This is a genomic window from Kitasatospora sp. NPDC032757, assembly GCF_055579305.1.
Genome location: NZ_JBVINN010000013.1, coordinates 38359 through 53827 on the forward strand (window position 1 = coordinate 38359; position 15469 = coordinate 53827).

14 protein-coding genes are annotated in these 15469 nt (G+C 73.7%); 6 read left to right on the forward strand and 8 right to left on the reverse strand.

Features of this window, described 5'->3' with window-relative positions:
- Nucleotides 1–76 precede the first annotated feature (76 nt).
- From ACZ5WK_RS17230 to ACZ5WK_RS17240, 3 genes are all read right to left on the reverse strand, one after another.
- Nucleotides 77–802, reverse strand: a complete 726-nt coding sequence (locus tag ACZ5WK_RS17230) for a formylglycine-generating enzyme family protein (RefSeq protein WP_465548251.1) — start codon at nucleotides 800–802, stop codon at nucleotides 77–79.
- Nucleotides 803–871: 69 nt separating this feature from the next.
- Nucleotides 872–1735: an ABC transporter permease gene (locus ACZ5WK_RS17235; protein ID WP_465548252.1), complete on the reverse strand. Its 864-nt coding sequence runs from the start codon at nucleotides 1733–1735 to the stop codon at nucleotides 872–874.
- The gene (locus tag ACZ5WK_RS17240; protein ID WP_465548253.1) at nucleotides 1732–2652 is read right to left on the reverse strand and encodes an ATP-binding cassette domain-containing protein; all 921 of its coding nucleotides are present in this window, start codon (nucleotides 2650–2652) and stop codon (nucleotides 1732–1734) included. The genes ACZ5WK_RS17235 and ACZ5WK_RS17240 overlap by 4 nt, the downstream gene beginning before the upstream one ends.
- 131 nt (nucleotides 2653–2783) lie before the next feature.
- Between ACZ5WK_RS17240 and ACZ5WK_RS17245 the strand changes: the two genes are divergently transcribed.
- The 4 genes from ACZ5WK_RS17245 (at nucleotide 2784) to ACZ5WK_RS17260 (ending at nucleotide 5900) form a co-directional block, all read left to right on the forward strand.
- The gene (locus ACZ5WK_RS17245) at nucleotides 2784–4124 is read left to right on the forward strand and encodes a sensor histidine kinase (protein WP_465548254.1); all 1341 of its coding nucleotides are present in this window, start codon (nucleotides 2784–2786) and stop codon (nucleotides 4122–4124) included.
- Entirely contained in the window at nucleotides 4121–4786 is a 666-nt protein-coding gene (locus ACZ5WK_RS17250; protein WP_396319129.1) for a response regulator, read from the forward strand. Before ACZ5WK_RS17245 ends, ACZ5WK_RS17250 begins: the two co-directional genes overlap by 4 nt.
- 169 nt (nucleotides 4787–4955) lie before the next feature.
- Nucleotides 4956–5408 (forward strand): DUF2199 domain-containing protein, encoded by a 453-nt coding sequence (locus ACZ5WK_RS17255; protein WP_465548350.1) that lies wholly within the window; start codon nucleotides 4956–4958, stop codon nucleotides 5406–5408.
- 135 nt (nucleotides 5409–5543) lie between these two features.
- Entirely contained in the window at nucleotides 5544–5900 is a 357-nt protein-coding gene (locus ACZ5WK_RS17260; protein WP_465548255.1) for a hypothetical protein, read from the forward strand.
- 24 nt (nucleotides 5901–5924) lie between these two features.
- Here the strand turns inward: ACZ5WK_RS17260 and ACZ5WK_RS17265 are convergent, their stop codons facing one another.
- On the reverse strand, nucleotides 5925–7271 hold the full coding sequence (locus ACZ5WK_RS17265) for an RNA polymerase sigma factor (RefSeq protein WP_465548256.1): 1347 nt from the start codon (nucleotides 7269–7271) through the stop codon (nucleotides 5925–5927).
- On the reverse strand, nucleotides 7268–7669 hold the full coding sequence (locus tag ACZ5WK_RS17270; protein WP_465548257.1) for a YciI family protein: 402 nt from the start codon (nucleotides 7667–7669) through the stop codon (nucleotides 7268–7270). Before ACZ5WK_RS17270 ends, ACZ5WK_RS17265 begins: the two co-directional genes overlap by 4 nt.
- 277 nt (nucleotides 7670–7946) lie before the next feature.
- On the opposite strand from ACZ5WK_RS17270, the gene ACZ5WK_RS17275 reads away from it, so the two are divergent.
- Nucleotides 7947–8900 carry an oxygenase MpaB family protein gene (locus tag ACZ5WK_RS17275; RefSeq protein ID WP_465548258.1) on the forward strand — a complete coding sequence of 318 codons (954 nt, stop codon included), beginning with the start codon at nucleotides 7947–7949 and terminating at the stop codon, nucleotides 8898–8900.
- Nucleotides 8901–9092: 192 nt separating this feature from the next.
- On the opposite strand, the gene ACZ5WK_RS17280 is transcribed toward ACZ5WK_RS17275, so the two are convergent.
- Complete coding sequence (locus tag ACZ5WK_RS17280) at nucleotides 9093–10424, reverse strand: MFS transporter (protein ID WP_465548259.1); 1332 nt, start codon at nucleotides 10422–10424, stop codon at nucleotides 9093–9095.
- Nucleotides 10425–11142: 718 nt separating this feature from the next.
- Here ACZ5WK_RS17280 and ACZ5WK_RS17285 point away from each other — a divergent pair.
- Entirely contained in the window at nucleotides 11143–11904 is a 762-nt protein-coding gene (locus tag ACZ5WK_RS17285; protein ID WP_465548260.1) for a MerR family transcriptional regulator, read from the forward strand.
- 241 nt (nucleotides 11905–12145) lie between these two features.
- On the opposite strand, the gene ACZ5WK_RS17290 is transcribed toward ACZ5WK_RS17285, so the two are convergent.
- Together ACZ5WK_RS17290 and ACZ5WK_RS17295 are read right to left on the reverse strand one after the other, a co-directional pair.
- A complete protein-coding gene (locus ACZ5WK_RS17290; protein ID WP_465548261.1) occupies nucleotides 12146–14503 on the reverse strand; it encodes an FtsX-like permease family protein in 2358 nt (785 codons plus the stop codon).
- Nucleotides 14500–15204 carry an ABC transporter ATP-binding protein gene (locus ACZ5WK_RS17295; RefSeq protein ID WP_465548262.1) on the reverse strand — a complete coding sequence of 235 codons (705 nt, stop codon included), beginning with the start codon at nucleotides 15202–15204 and terminating at the stop codon, nucleotides 14500–14502. Before ACZ5WK_RS17295 ends, ACZ5WK_RS17290 begins: the two co-directional genes overlap by 4 nt.
- Nucleotides 15205–15469 lie beyond the last annotated feature (265 nt).

Here is a 15469-nt window from a genome sequence, read left to right on the forward strand (position 1 = left end):
AGCCGGACCGCCCGGGCCCACGCGAGCCGGTGTGAGCCCGCGTGAACCCGCCTGCCCGCCCAGCGGTTGGGGCGGCTCAGCCCGTCAGGGAGCGGGCCACCCGGAAGCCGACGTCGTCGACCCGGAAGGTCGGGTGGCTGCGGCGGCGGGCGGAGGCCCGGCAGCTCCAGTGCTCGTCGAACCAGCCGCCGCCGCGCAGGACCCGGTAGCTGCCGTAGACCTCGGCGTCGTAGACGTCCCAGCACCAGTTCCAGGCGTTGCCGAGCATGTCGTGGAAGCCCCACGGGTTGGGCTGCTTGCCGCCCACCTCGTGGATCCGCTCGTCCGAGTTACCGCGGTACCAGGCGATCTCGTCCAGCGGGCCGTAGTGCGGTCCGGTGGTGCCGGCGCGGCAGGCGTGTTCCCACTCGGCCTCGGTCGGCAGCCGGTACCCGTCGGCGGCCCGGTCCCAATCGATGCCCTCGCCGCCCTCGCCGCCCTCGCCGCCGTCCCCGCCGTCCCCGCCGTTCTCGCTGTCGGCGGGGGCGAGACGGTAGGCGGGGGTGAGTCCGTCGCGCCGGGACAGGGCGTTGCAGAAGCGGACCGCGTCCCACCAGGAGACGCCCTCCACGGGCAGTCGGTCGCCCCGGGACGCGCTCGGCCGGTCACCGGTCACCGCCGCGTACAGCGCCTGGGTCACCGGAACCGCAGCGAGCCGGTAGGAGGCGACCTCCACCGGCCAACTGCGCTGCGTCCGACGGTCGGACAGCGTCACCCGCCCCGCCGGGACGGTGATCATCGGGTCTTCCGCGTTGGTGTCCATAGGCAGGCGATCCTAGGACACCCGCCCCCACCCCGGGCCCGCCGCACCCGCCGGCTCCCCGACGCCTCGTCAGACGTCGCGGCGACGGACCACCAGCAGGGCCAGGGCGAGCGCCACCAGCGGCCAGAGCGCGAGCACCGTCCACGAGCCGGAGACAGTGGCGTAGTCGAAGCCGCTGCCGGGCGGCGGCGACCAGTGCTGCACCAGCCGCTTCCAAGCGGAGGACACCATCAGGTGGTTGACGTCGGCGGACCAGCGGATGGAGGTCGAGAAGAACACCGGCAGCATCAGCAGCACGAAGCCGGTGGTGGCCGTCGCCGCCGCGCCGTGGCGGACCAGGACGCCGATGCCCAGCCCGATCAGCGCACAGACCGGGGCCACCAGCGCGGACACCACCACGGCCCGCAGCACCCCGGGGTGACCGAACGCGACATCGGCATGACGACCACTCAGAATCGCCTGGGAGACGGCGAACGAGCCGATCGAGATCACCGTGCCGACCACGCCCCAGACCACGATGAGCACCGCCCCCTTGGCCAGCACCACCGAGCCGCGGGCCGGCACCGCCACCGTGGTGGCGCGGATCAGTCCGCTGCCGTACTCGGCGACGACGGTGAGCGCACCGGCGGTACCGGCCAGCAGCATCAGAGTCAGGTAGCCCGGCACCGGATAGGCGTCGAACACCAGGAACCCCTCGTTGGGGCGTACCGCCATGTCCGTCCCGCCGAGGTTGGCGGACTCCGCGATCGACGCCGCCGCGGAGGAACCGACCACGAAGAGCGTGGCGAAGGCGAGCAGCCAAGGGGTGGAGCGCAGCGAGCGCAGCTTGATCCACTCCGCGGCGACCAGGTCACCGAAGCGGGCGGGTGGTGCGGCCGCCCGCCCGCCGGGAACGGCGGGGGCGACGGGAACGGCGGAGGTGCGTGCGGTCATCGGGTCCGTCCTGCCTGGTACTCGATGTGGTCGGCGGTCAGTTCCATGAACGCCTCCTCCAAGGAGGCGCTGTGGGTGGCCAGTTCGCTCAGCTCGATCCTGCGCTCGAAGGCGAGCGCACCGATCCGTTCGGCGGGCAGCCCGGTCACGACGAGCCGCTCGGCCCCGGCCGAACCCTCCGGCTCGACCGTCGCGCCGGCCGCCGTCAGCAGCTCGGTCAGCTCGGCGGCCTGCGGCGTGCCGACCACGACGGTCCGCCGGGTGCTGCGGGCCGCGAAGTCGCGCACCGACTCGGCGGCGATCAGCCGGCCCTGGCCGATGACGACGAGTTGGTCGGCGGTCTGCTCCATCTCCGACATCAGGTGGCTGGAGAGGAAGACCGTGCGGCCCTCCGCCGCCAGCCGGCGGAACAGGTGGCGCACCCAGAGCACACCCTCCGGATCCATGCCGTTGATCGGCTCGTCGAACATCAGCACGGGCGGATCGCCGAGCAGCGCGGCGGCGATACCGAGCCGCTGCTTCATGCCGAGCGAGAACCCGCCGATCCGGCGGCGCGCGGCCTCGGCGAGGCCCACCTCCTCCAGTACCTCGGCCACCCTGCGCGCCGGGACACCGTTGCTGCGGGCCAGCGCCGCCAGGTGGGCGGTGGCGGTCCGACCGCCGTGGACGTGGCCCGCGTCGAGCAGGGCGCCGGCGTGCCGCAGGCCCCGGTTGTGGCTGCGGAACGGGACGCCGCCGACGGTGGCGGTGCCGGAGGTGGGCGCGTCCAGGCCGAGGATCAGCCGCAGTGTGGTGGTCTTGCCCGCGCCGTTGGGTCCGAGGAACCCGGTGACCTGCCCGGGCCGGACGGTGAACGACAGCTGGTCGACGGCGGTCCTGCCGCCGTAGGTCTTGGTGAGTTCGTTGACTTCGATCACGGCACAGACTCTTCCGGGCGGGCCCCGCACCCGGCATCGGGCCGGGGGCGGCAATCGCCCGGGCCGGTCCGCCCGGGGGCGTACGCCCGTGGGCCAATGTCCGCCGGACGGCCGACGGCTAGTCTCGCGGCATGAGGAGCGGGACAGGCAGGACGGGCGAGGCAGGTAGGACGGGCGGGACAGGCGAGGCGGGCAAGGCGCACGGGGCGGACGAGGCGGGCAAGGCGCACGAGGCGAGTGGGGAGAGCTGGGCGGTTGCGGCGGCCGGGGCGGTGCAGGGACGGCTTGCGGCCTGGGTCGGCGCGGTGCTCTACCCCTTTGTGGTGTTGCTGCTGCTGACCGGCTCGCCGCGAGCCGAAGCCGGCCTGCACGCCGTCGGAGGACTGCTCGCCGGCGGCCTGCTCCTCGGGCTGCTGCGCCGCCGCCCGCTGCCGACCCTGGCGCTGGCCCTGTTCGGCGCGCTCAGCGTCGTGGAGTTGGGTCACGGCCAGGGCTCGATCCGGTTCGTGCCGTTCCTGACGGTGGACCTCGTGCTGGGCTTCGTGGTCGCCACCCGGTCGCGGCGCGCCTCGATCGCCGCCGTCGCGGTGTCGTTCCTGTTGCAGTTCTTCGCCGTCGGCCTGTTCACGCACGCGGACAACATGGTGGGCGTCGGCCTGGTCGCCCTCCTGGTGCTGGTCATCTGCTGCATGGCCGGCCTGCTGCTCCGCGAACGCCGCGAACACGCCGTGGCCCTGCGCTCGCAGGAGGTGGCCGAGGCGGTGACCGCCGAACGGCTGCGGATCGCCCGCGAGTTGCACGACATGGTCGCGCACAGCATCGGCATCATCGCCATCCAGGCCGGCGTCGGCAGCCGGGTCATCGAGACACAGCCGGCGGAGGCCCGCGAGGCTCTGCGGGCGATCGAGTCCACCAGCCGGGAAACCCTGGCGGGCCTTCGGCGCACACTGGTGGCGCTCCGTCAGGCCGACCCGGACACCGGCTCGGCGTCCGCACCCCTCGCTCCGGCACCGGGGCTCGCGGACGTCGAGCAGCTGGTGGCGGCGACCGCGGACGCGGGCGTCCGGGTCGAGGTGCAGTGGGCCGGCGAGCGGCGGCGGCTGCCGGCCGACCTCGACCTGTCCGCCTACCGTATCGTTCAGGAGGCGGTGACGAACGTGGCCCGCCACGCGAACACCGGGCACTGCCGGGTGGTCATCGACTACGGGGCGGAGGAGTTGTCCGTGGAGGTGCTCGACGACGGGCGGGGGATGCCGAGCACGGTGGGATCCGGTTTCGGAATCACCGGCATGCGGGAGCGCGTCAACCTGTTGCACGGCCGGTTCAGCGCCGGCCCGCGCCCGGAGGGCGGCTTCCGGGTGGCGGCCAGCCTGCCGGTGCCCGCCTCGCAGCCGGCCGCACTGCGGGCCTCACAGCCGGCAGCACAGCAGGCCTCGCAGCGGGCCGGAACCGGTCGGGAGGGCGTCCGATGAGCATCCGCGTCGTCCTCGTCGACGACCAGCCACTGGTCCGCTCCGGCCTGCGCGTGATCATGGCCGACCACCCCGACCTGGACGTCGTCGGCGAGGCCGGATCGGGCACCGAGGCGGTCCGGCTGGCCCGGGAGGTCAGCCCCGACGTGGTCGTGATGGACATCCGGATGCCCGGCATGGACGGCATCGAGGCCACCCGCCTGATCACCGCCGCCTCCGGCAGCACCCGCGTCCTGGTCCTGACCACCTTCGACGAGGACGAACACGTCTACGGCGCGCTCCGGGCCGGCGCCAGCGGGTTCGCGGTCAAGGACATGGCGGTCGACGACATCCTGGCGGCCATCCGCGTGGTCGCCGCCGGGGACGCCCTGATCGCCCCGGGTGTCACCCGGCGCCTGATCGCCGACTTCCTCGACCGCCCCGGGCCGGTGAGCGACCCCGCTCCCGCCCGGGCGATCGAGGGCATCACCGAACGCGAGCGGGAGGTCCTCACCCTGGTCGGCCGGGGCCGCTCGAACGCCGAGATCGCCGAGGAGCTGTTCATCTCGGTCGCCACCGCCAAGTCCCACGTGGCCCGGCTGCTCAGCAAACTGGGCGCCCGCGACCGGGTGCAGCTGGTGATCACCGCGTACGAGACGGGGCTGGCCCACCCGACCCGGTGACCGGGCGGCCGGGCGCCCGGGTGTGGGCGGGGACCGGGCGGCCGCGGGGGCTTCGGCCGGCAGCACGCCAGGTCAGAGCGGTGCAGCCGCCGGTCATAGGCTCCCACCCATGGCTGATGTCCCCGGTTACACCTGTTCCTGCTGCGGCGAGTACCACGCGGAGCTGCCCATGGGCTACTCCACCGCGGCACCCGACGTCTGGAAGGAGAAGTACGGGAAGCGGCGCGACAGCATGCTCTCCGAGGACCAGTGCGTCGTCAAAGGACGGCACTTCTTCGTCAAGGGCATGATCGAGATACCGGTGATCGGTACCCCCGACATCTTCTCGTGGGGCGTCTGGGTCTCCCTCAGCGAGCCCAACTTCACCCGCACGCTCGACCTGTGGACCACCCCCGGCCGGGAGAGCGAGCCGCCCTACTTCGGCTGGCTGACCACCGACCTTGCCCTCTACCCCGTCGGCACCCTCAACCTCAAGACCAACGTCCACACCCGCCCCGTCGGCGAACGCCCCACCGTCGAGCTGGAGCCCACCGACCACCCGCTCGCCGTCGAACAGCGCACCGGCATCACCCCGGAGCGGGTCCGCGAGATCGCCGAAGCCGTCCTCCATCCGAGAGCATGAGCGGCGCGTCACGAAACGGTTCGCGCCGGGGCGTCCGTGACGGGAGAATCACCTGACGCGGAGGGTGCGATGACCGGACAGACGGTGGAGATGGCGGGGCGCTGTGGCACCTGCGGGGGCGTCAGCGTGCGGCAGGTGAACCAGTTTCTCCGGGGGCGGGAGCTCTGGTGGGACGCCGAGGGCTCCTGCGCGGCCTGCGGCAGCGCCTGGTGCGAGCACGCCGGGCCGGAGCCGGCTCCGGAATCCGTGCGGGCGGCCCTGCTCGCCGCACACGGAGCGGCCCGGCTGCGGCCGACCGGGCCGATGACCGGTTCGGTGGCGGCGCTCAAGGTCTTCCGGGAGGGCGCGGCCGTCTCCCTGACACAGGCCCGGACGCTGGTCTCCGAGCTGCAACGCACCGGCCTGACAGGAACGTTGGCGGAGATGGAGTACTGGCGAGTGCGACTCCACGAGGCCGGAGTCCCGGTGGCCGTCGAGGACGCCACGGGCTGAGCCGCCTACCCGGCCCACCTGTCGTCATGGTCGACGGGCTCCCCCGCCCCCGGCCGGCCCGGGCTCCTGATCGCCGTCGGCGGAAACGGGCCCGGCAGCTGGGACGGAAGCCGGGGCGGCAGCCGGGACGCCCGCCGCCAGCCGGGCGGCGCGCAGGCTGAGGTGGTGGCGTTCGGGCAGGCTGGCCGTCCGGCGCGCGGCGGTCCGGTAGTCGGCGACGGCGGCGTCCCGCTCCCCCGCCAGCTCGTGCAGGTGGGCGCGGACCGCGTACAGCCCGTGGTGCTCGGCGAGGCCGGCCGGTGCGTCGGCGAGGAGGGCGAGCCCGGCGGCCGGGCTGTCGACCATGGCGGTGGCCACCGCGCGGTTCAGGGTGATCAGCGGATTGTCGGAGATTCGGCCCAGGACCCCGTAGAGGGCGAGGATCTGCGGCCAGTCGGTCTCCTCGGCGGTCGGGGCCTCGTCGTGGACGGCCGCGATCGCCGCCTGCACCTGGTACGGCCCGACCGGCCCGCGCGGCAGGGCGGCCGTGATCAGCGCGACGCCCTCGGCGATCGCCGCGGCGTCCCAGCGGGTGCGGTCCTGCTCGGCGAGCGGGACCAGCTCGCCGTCCGGGCCGGTGCGGGCCGGTCCGCGGGCGTCGTTGAGCAGCATCAGCGCCAGCAGCCCGGTCACCTCGCCGTCCTCCGGGAGCAGCGCATGGACGGCCCGGGTGAGGCGGATCGCCTCGCGGGCGAGTTCGACGCGTTGCAGGTCGGGCCCGGCACTGCTGGCGTAGCCCTCATTGAAGATCAGGTAGAGCACGTGCAGCACCGCGTCCAGCCGGGCCGGCCACTCGGCGGCGTCGGGCATCCGGAACGGCACGCCGGAGGCCTTGATCCGCTGCTTGGCCCGGCTGATCCGCTGGCCCATCGTCCCCTCGGGGACCAGGAACGCGCGGGCGATCTCGCCGGTGGTCAGGCCGCCGACCGAACGCAGGGTGAGCGCGATCGCCGAGGCGGGCGAGAGGGCGGGGTGGCAGCAGAGGAAGAGGAGGGTGAGGGTGTCGTCGTGGGCGGCCTCGTCCTCGGTGTCCGCGGGCGGCGCGGTGAGCCGGTCGGCCGGCTGCTGCCCGGCCACCAGGTCCTCGCGCCGTCGGCGGGCCTGCTCGCTGCGGACCTGCTCGGTCATCCGGCGGTTGGCGACCTGGACCAGCCACCCGCGCGGGTTGCGCGGCAGCCCTTCCGCGGGCCACTGGGTGGCGGCGTCCAGCAGGGCCTCCTGGACGGCGTCCTCGGCGGTGGCGAAGTCCCCGTAGCGGCGGGTGAGCACGCCGACGACCTGCGGCGCGAGGGTGCGCAGCAGGTCGTCGATGCTCCCGGAGGGAGCGGTCACAGCTCGGTGGGCGGCGCCGACATCACCTGGCGCACCTCGATCGGCATGTTCAGCGGCTCCCCGCCGGGGCCGGGCGCCGCGGAGACGGCCGCCGCGATCTCGACCGCCCGCTCCTCGCCGTCGCAGTCCACGATCCACCAGCCGGCCACCCACTCCTTGGTCTCCGGGAACGGCCCCTCGGTGACCACCGGCGCGCCGCCGCTGTGCGAGCGCACGATCCGGGCGGTCTCCGGCATGGCCAGCCCCTGGGCGTCGACCAGTTCCCCGGCCTCGGCGAGCCGGGTGTTGGTGTCCTTCATGAACCGGATGTGCGCCTGGATCTCCTCGGGCTTCCACTCGTCGATCTTCGGGAAGTCGGCGTTCTTCTCGCTGAACTGCATCAGCAGCATGTACTTCATGGTCCTGCTCCTCGTTCGTCGTGTCCGCCCCGGGGTGGGGGCTCTCACGGGTAGGTAGAAGCACGCCCGGCGTTTTCGACATCCTCGGCGGGAATCTGCGAGAAAAGTTAGCGGGAGCCACCGACGGCGGCGGCGCAGCGACACCCGGCGGCGCGGCGGCCCGGCGACTCCCGGCGGCGGCGCGGCGGCGACCTGCGGTGACCGGGCCTCGATGAGCCGGCGGGCGGCGCGACCGGGCCGCGTTGACCCGCCCCTGACCGGCCCCTAAGGTCGGCCTGTGCAGCGATACGACTGGCTGAAGAAGATTCAGCGCATGGATCCGGAGACCGAGTTCACCGAGATCTACCGGATCAGCAGCTGGTACGAGTTCCCCTGGGACACCACCCAGTCGCTCAGCTTCGCCCTCTACCGCACCTACGCCGTGCCCAGCATCGGCCGGCTGCTCGCGCAGACCGGTGAGTTCACCCGCCGGGCGCAGAAGCGGTACGACGACACCGTGCTGATCCTGGAGGCCGTCGTCGAGCACGGTTTCGCCTCCGAGCAGGGGCGCGAGGCGATCCGGCGGATGAACCAGATGCACCGCCGGTACGACATCTCCAACGAAGACTTCGTGTACGTGCTCGCCACCTTCGTCGTGGTGCCCAAGCGCTGGCTGGACGACTACGGCTGGCGCCCGTACTCGCCGCACGAGATCCGGGCCACCACCAACTACTACCGGGAGCTCGGCCGCCACATGGGCCTGAGCGGCATCCCGGAGACGTACGAGGAGTTCGAGCGGCTGCTCGACGACTACGAGCGCGCCCACTTCGGCTACGACCAGGGCGGCCGCGACGTCTCGGACGCCACGCTCGGGCTGATGGCCTCCTGGTACCCGGCCCCGATGCGCCCCTCGATGCGCACCTCCTCCGTCTGCCTCCTGGACGACCCGCTGCGCGAGGCCTTCGGCTACCCGGCGCCGCCGGCCGCCCTGCGGCGCGCCGTCCGGACCGGCATGTGGCTGCGCGGCCGCTTCGTCCGCCTCCTCCCGCCCCGCCGCAAGCCGCACCTGGCCCGCGACGGCCGCCAGGTGCGCGGCTACCCCGGCGGCTACCGGGTGAGCGAGCTGGGCACCTTCGAGGACGGGCCCGCGACGGCCGGCGGCTGCCCGTTCCCGCACACCGCCCAGGGCGCGGCGGCTCAGACCCCGGCTGACGAGTCCCCTACGGTCCGGGCCCCGACTGCCGAAGGCTGAACGGCGGAGGGCTGCACCACCTCGTAGGTGGCGGTGTTCCCGGTGTCCGCGAAGGTGCCGGGAGCACCTCGCGGGTGAACTCGGCGATGGTGAACGCGGCGATGGTTAACGCGGCGATGGTTAACGCGGCGATCTCGTCGCGGCCGGTCAGGCGCTCGCCGTGGCCGTGTTCATGATGACCGTGACCGAACGTCAGGTGCGCTTGAGGTCAAGGGCCGGCCTCACGCCCTGGGGAACATCGCCGCCGGCCCCGATCGGGGCCGCCGCCTCGGCCTCCATGGCGGTGGGCTGGCCGGGGAGGAGGCGACGGGTGCGGATCGGCGAGAGGTAGACGGGGAGGAAGGCCGAGGCGAGAAGCACACCCCCGAGCCAGAGAGTGGCATGGAGCCCCGCCAGCTCGCCGAGCAGGCCTGCCAGGGCGGCACCGATCGCCAGTGAACCGGTGAGCAGGAAACGAAAGGTGGCGTTCATCCGGCCGAGCAGGGCGTCCGGGGTCATCCGCTGCCGCAGGCTGACCCCGAGCACGTTGTCCATCCCGGTCTTGAAGGACAACACCAACGAGCCGAACCCCGCCACGTACAACCAGACGCCGGCACCGTTCAGCGGGATCAGCAGACCCGCCGGTGCCGCGCAGAGACCGGCCAGGCCGAGTGCCCGGCCGTAGCCGACCCGGGCCGCGATCGGGCGGGCACAGCGGGACCCGAGCAGGATGCCCAGGCCGCCGACCGCCCAGTACAGGCCCAGCGCGCCGGCGGGGAGGTGGAGCTCCCGCACGAACAGCACCGGAAGCAGGGTGTTGACGATCTGGAAGCCGAGGTTGGTGAGGGAGGCGGTGAGCGCGAGCGCCCGCAGTTCGGCGTTGCCGAGGACGTGACGCAGGCCCTCCCCGATCTGCGCGCCCAGGCCGGGCCCGTCGCCACGTACCGGCGGCGGCGCGGGTGCGGGGGTACGGCGCAGGGCGATGAGGCGCAGCGCCGAACCGAGGTGACTGGCGGCCGTCGCGGCGATGGCGGCCGGTGCGGTGAGCAGTTGGACGAGCGCACCGCCCGCGCTGCGCCCCGCGATGTTCCCGACGGCCATCAGACTCACCACGGCCGCGTTCGCCTGCACCAGGTGGCCGCGGCCGACCAGTTGCGGCAGCACACTCTGCGACGCGACGTCGAAGAAGACGGTCGCGCACCCGCTCAGCAGGGCGACGGCGTACAGCTGCCAGAGGGTGAGCCCGCCCAGCCACCAGGCGAGCGGGACGGACGCGTACAGCGCGGCCTTCACCAGGTCCGCGACGATGAGGACGCGGCGGTGGCGCATCCGGTCCACCCAGGCTCCGGCGGGCAGGCCGATCAGCAGGAACGCGAGCGTGCTCAGCGTGGCCAGCGCCCCGACCTGCCCGGCGCTCGCGTCCAGCGCGGTGACGGCGATCAGCGGGAGGACGACGTAACCGATGTTGGTACCGAGCTGGGCGAGCGCGGTGGCGGTGAAGAGGGTGCGGAAGTCGCGTATCCGCCAGGGCGATTCGGGGCTCATGGTCCGTTCGTTCGGTCGCGAGTGGTGGTGGCAGGGGCGGTAGCCGTGGTGGTGGTCGCGGCGGTGGAGGCGGTGGGGCGGGTGGGTCGTTCACGATGCTGCCGGGTCAGGACAACCCCGGCCGGCACCACGATCATTCCCGCGACGGTCCGCACGCTCAACGACTCGTCGAGGACGCGCGCCGAGCGCCGAGCGCCGGCGAGACGACCGGCAGCAGGTGACCGATGGTGGCCGTACCCGTGGAGCCCCTCGATGGCGTTGAGCCGGTGGTCGCGGCGGAAGGCGAGTCCGGTGCAGAACACCCCGAAGGCGGCGACGGCGGCCGGCGCCGGGACTTGAGCCCGTCCGCGGTGGCGCTGACCGGACGGCACGGGCAGTCGCTGGACCGGCTCTACGAGCAGCGCGGCTCCCGTGGAGTGAAACCGGGGCTCAGGGATCGGTATTCGGGTTCGTTTCGGGTTCGCCCCCGGATCCGGGGGCAGGGCGGGGGTCAGGACTTGAAGTTGCCGCAACGGCAGCTTCTATCGTCCTGATCAGGGCCGGAACGACCGGCCCGGTGAGCAAGCGTGAGACCGGCGGCAGCCGGCGGCCGGAGCCCGATCGGTGCCCGGAAGTCCGAAAGGGCCCCGGGAGCCCGACCGGTGACGGCCCCCAGGGCGCGACCCCGGGATCGGACCGGCGGGTGGCAGGCGGCTTCACGCAGTGAGAGGAGACGGCGATGGCCTGGCCGATCGCGGAAGTGGCACGGATGTCGGGCGTGACCGCCCGGACCCTCCGGCACTACGACGAGATCGAGCTGCTGCCACCCGCGTGGATCGGCTCCAACGGCCACCGCTACTACGAGGAGCGCCAGTTGCTGCGGCTGCAGCAGATCCTCGTGCTGCGGGCGCTCGGAGTGAGCCTGTCCGAGGTCGGCAGGATCCTGGCCTCGCAGGTGGACGAGCTGGAGGCCCTGCACGGTCACCACCGCCGGCTGCTCGCCGAGCGCGACCGGCTCACCGCCCTGGCCGCCACCGTCTCCCGCACGATCACCGAACTGGAGCAGTCCAGGAAGGACGGTAGTCCGATGACCAGCATCAACCGACCGGAGAACCTCTTCGAGGGCATCCAGCCCGCCGAGTACGGGGAGAGCCTGCGCGACTTCCCGGAGCTGGCCGAGGGGATCGGGCGGGCGACCGCGACGATGACCGAGGCCGAGATCGAGGCCGGCCAGCGCGAGCGCACCGCGCTCATGATCCGGCTGGCCGAACTGATGGCCGCCGGCACGCCCGTCGACGCCGACGCCGTACAGGCCGAGGTCGACGGACAGTACCGGGCCGTCAGCGCGATCCGGCCGGTCACCGCCGAGGAGTACCGCGCGATCGGCCGCTCGTGCGTGGAGAACGAGCAGTGGCGCGCCGCGTACGAGGCCATCGCGCCGGGCCTCGCCGTGTACCAGCGGGACGCCATCGAGGTGTACGCCGCCACCCTGCCGGCCTGAACCGAACGGCCTGAAGCGGACGAGCTGAACCGCACGATCTGAGTCGGTCGGTCCGAAGCGGACGGCCCCCCGGGCTGGGTTCGCCCATCCTCGGCTCGGCCCTGCTCGAACGCCCCGCCCGGCCTGGGGAGGCCGGCGTGGGCGGGCGGCTCGGCCGGCTCGGGCGAACCCGGGCCGGGCCGCTGCCCCGGAAGGACGGGTTCCGGGGCAGCGGCCCGACATCCGACGGGCTGTCGGGCCACTACTCGGTGCGCAGCGTCGTCACCGTCCGGGTGCGTGCCGCCCAGGTGGCCGGCGGGAGGGCGCCGAGCAGGGCCATCACCAGCCCGCCGAACACCAGTGGCAGGACCACTCCCGGTTCGAAGACCGCGAGGTCCGCCTCCGGTACGCCCGTCCCCGCGGCACGGGCCATCGCCGGGACTATCCAGTGGTGGACGGCGACCCCGACCGGGACGCCCACCACTCCGGCGAGGAGGCCGCTGCCACAGACCGAGGTGAGCACCATCCCCACGGTCTGGCGCGGTGACATCCCGAGTGCCTTGAGCACCCCGAGGTCATGGACCCGCTCCCGGGTGTCCAGCAGGACGGTGTTGAGCACCCCGAGGCCCGCCACCGCGACCAGTAGCAGGGTGAGGACGGTGGCCAGTGAGTTCATCGCCAGGACGGTGATGTTCAGCCCCGCCCCGCCCTGCTCTGCTCCGAGGCCGAGCGGCCGCACCGCGTCGTCCAGCGCGTCCGCGTAGGCCTGCCGGTCGGTACCGGGCGCGAGGTCGACGTGGAACCGCACGGAGGCCGGCACGACGGCGGTGGCGAGGGGTACCAGCGTGGATCGGTCGGTCAGCACCACGTCCTCCGTGGAGAGCGCCTCGCCGACGATCCGGACCGGGGTGCTGCGGCCGTGGTCGGTGAGGGCGATCGTGTCGCCGATCCGGACCTGATTGGTGCTCAGGAAGCCGGACCCCACCACCGCCTCTCCCCCTCCGTGGAACCACCGGCCGGAGACCATCTGGTACCCGCTCCAGGAGGAGTCCCCGCCGTAGGCGACGACCCGCCCGGTGTGGTCCGCGACGGTGACCGGGGTGAGGACCGTACTGAACCAGGCCCGGGTGCCCGGGCGGGCGGTGATCGCGGCCACGACGGCGGCCTCGTCCAGGCGGTCGACGGGTTTGGCCGAGCGGTCCATCGGCGGTTCCACGATGACCGCGCCCACATGGTCGGCGTTGAGGCCGTCCTGGATCCCGTTCAGGGAGACCGCCAGACCCGCACCGAGCGTCACCCCGACCGTGCCGAGCAACACCGCCGCCGTCGTGGTGGCTGTGCGCACCGGCCGGGTGAGCGGGCCGGCCAGGCCCAGGCTCAGCGCGCGTGGCACCGGCAGCCGGGCCAGCAGGCGCTGGGCCAACGCGACGTTCCGGGAAGCCCCGGACCGGGCACCCGGCGCCGTCCGACCGACCGCGAGCGCCTCGACGGTGCGCAAGCGGCCGGCCCGCAGCGCGGGCACCAGGGCCGTTCCGGCCACCGCGGCGAGCGCGACCGCCGGAACGGCCAGGTCGACCCAGGGCGGGATGCCGAGCAGTCCGCTGCGCAGCGCCTTGTCGGCCAGGCCGAGGACGGGGACGGCCAGCAGGTTCCCGCCGAGGACGCCGAGTGCCGTCCCGGCCGACGCCGGGACGAGTGCCTGACCGACGTAGGCACGGACCACCTGGGCCGGGGTGAAGCCCAGGGACTTGAGGATCCCGATCCGCCGGGTGGCGGCGGTGACCGCGCCGCTGACCACCACCCCGATGGTCAGCACGGACATGGCGAGGCCGAGCAGGCCGAAGGCGACAACGAACGGGACGAAGGTCGCGGCCGTCCGGTCGGCGTGCCGCTTGGCCGGAAGGTAGGAGGTGGCGCCGGTCAGGGCGCCCGGCGGCAGGGCGGTGGCGAGCGCCGCGCGGTCGGCTTCCACCTCGGCGTCGGTACCGGCGTGGGCGAAGCGGTAGAGCAGCTGGACCGGCGGTGAGCTGCCGGGTGCGGTCAGCGCGGCGGCCTGCTCGGGGGCGACCCAGCCGTCCGCGCTCCAGGAGACCGAGGCGGCCAACCCGACCACGGTCAGCGTCGGACTGCCGGGCAGGTCGGGGAAGGTCATCCGGTCGCCCAGGGCCAGCGGGGAGCGGCCGTCCGGAAGGACGACCTCGCCCGGCCCGGCGAGCCAGCGGCCCAGCGTCACCCGCAGGCCGTCCAGCGGCTCGTCCAAGGCGCGCGCGACGAAGGTCATCGGGGCCAGCGCGGCGCCCTCGGGCAGTGTGCCGGAGCCATCGCCCGCGTGCGGCCGCAGGGGCAGAGCCGGGTACGGGCCGGCCATCGCCGTCACCCCCGGGGCGCGGGAGGTGGCGGCGAGTCGCGCCGGGTCGGCCTTCGCCGGGTCGACCAGGGCGTTCAGGTGGGCGCCGCGCTGCTGGGCGAAGGCGTGGTCGAACGGGCCGTGGGCGGCGGCCAGCAGCCCGGTGGCGAGCACGCAGGCCGTGACGGCCAGCATCGTGGTGAGCACCATGGCCAGCGCCTGCACCCGCTTGCGGCCGACGCCGGCCCGGACCACATTGCCGAGTGCGGTCATCGGGTGGCCTCCGTATGGAGCGTGTCGCGGTGCAGGCGGCCGTCGAGCAGCTCGATCGTCCGGGTGGCGCAGGCCTCGGCGAGCGCGGTGTCGTGGGTGACCAGCAGGATCGTCTGGCCCTCCGCGTTCAACTCGCAGAGCAGCGCGCGGACATCGGCGGCGGAGGTGGTGTCCAGGGCGCCGGTCGGCTCGTCGGCGAGCAGCAGCGACGGCCGGTTCATCAGAGCCCGGGCCACCGCAACGCGCTGGCGCTCGCCGCCGGAGAGCAGGCCGGGAAACGTCCGGGCGTGCCGGGCCACGCCGAGCCGGTCCAGCAGCTCGGTGGCACGGCCCCGCGCCTCGTCCCGGCGCATCCCGGACAGCTGGGCGGGGAGCAGCACGTTGTCCTCGACGCTGAGGTCGTCCAGCAGGTTGAAGAACTGGAACACCATGCCGATCCGCGCCCGCCGGTACCCGGCCAGCGCGGCCTCGCCGAGCTCGTGGACGGCGACTCCGTCCACCACCACGCTGCCGGTGCTGGGGAGGTCCAGGCCGGCGATCAGGTTGAGCAAGGTGGATTTGCCGCTGCCGGAGCGGCCGAGCACGGCCAGTGCCTCGCCGGCCCGCACCTCCAGATCCAGCCCGGCCAGGGCCGGGCGGGCGGTGCCGGACGTGTCGTAGGTCTTGCTGACATCGCTGAGCCGGATGATCGGCGCGGTCACGGGCCCTCCAGGGGGCGGGAACAAGGGGCGGAAGGGGGTCCAGGAGCGGAAAGAGGGATCGGGGACGGGACCGGGAGACGGATCGGGCCCGACCGGAGCAGCGCGGCCCCGGGCCGGCACTCGGGCGGATTGGCCAGCTTGGGCAGGTTGGCGTGCCCGGGAGCGATCCGGCCCCGGAGGGCCCGGGGCCGTCTGCCGGGAACGACGCTACGGACCGGCGGCAGGGCCTCGATACACGGCTAGGCGGCTCCTTGAGGTGTATTCA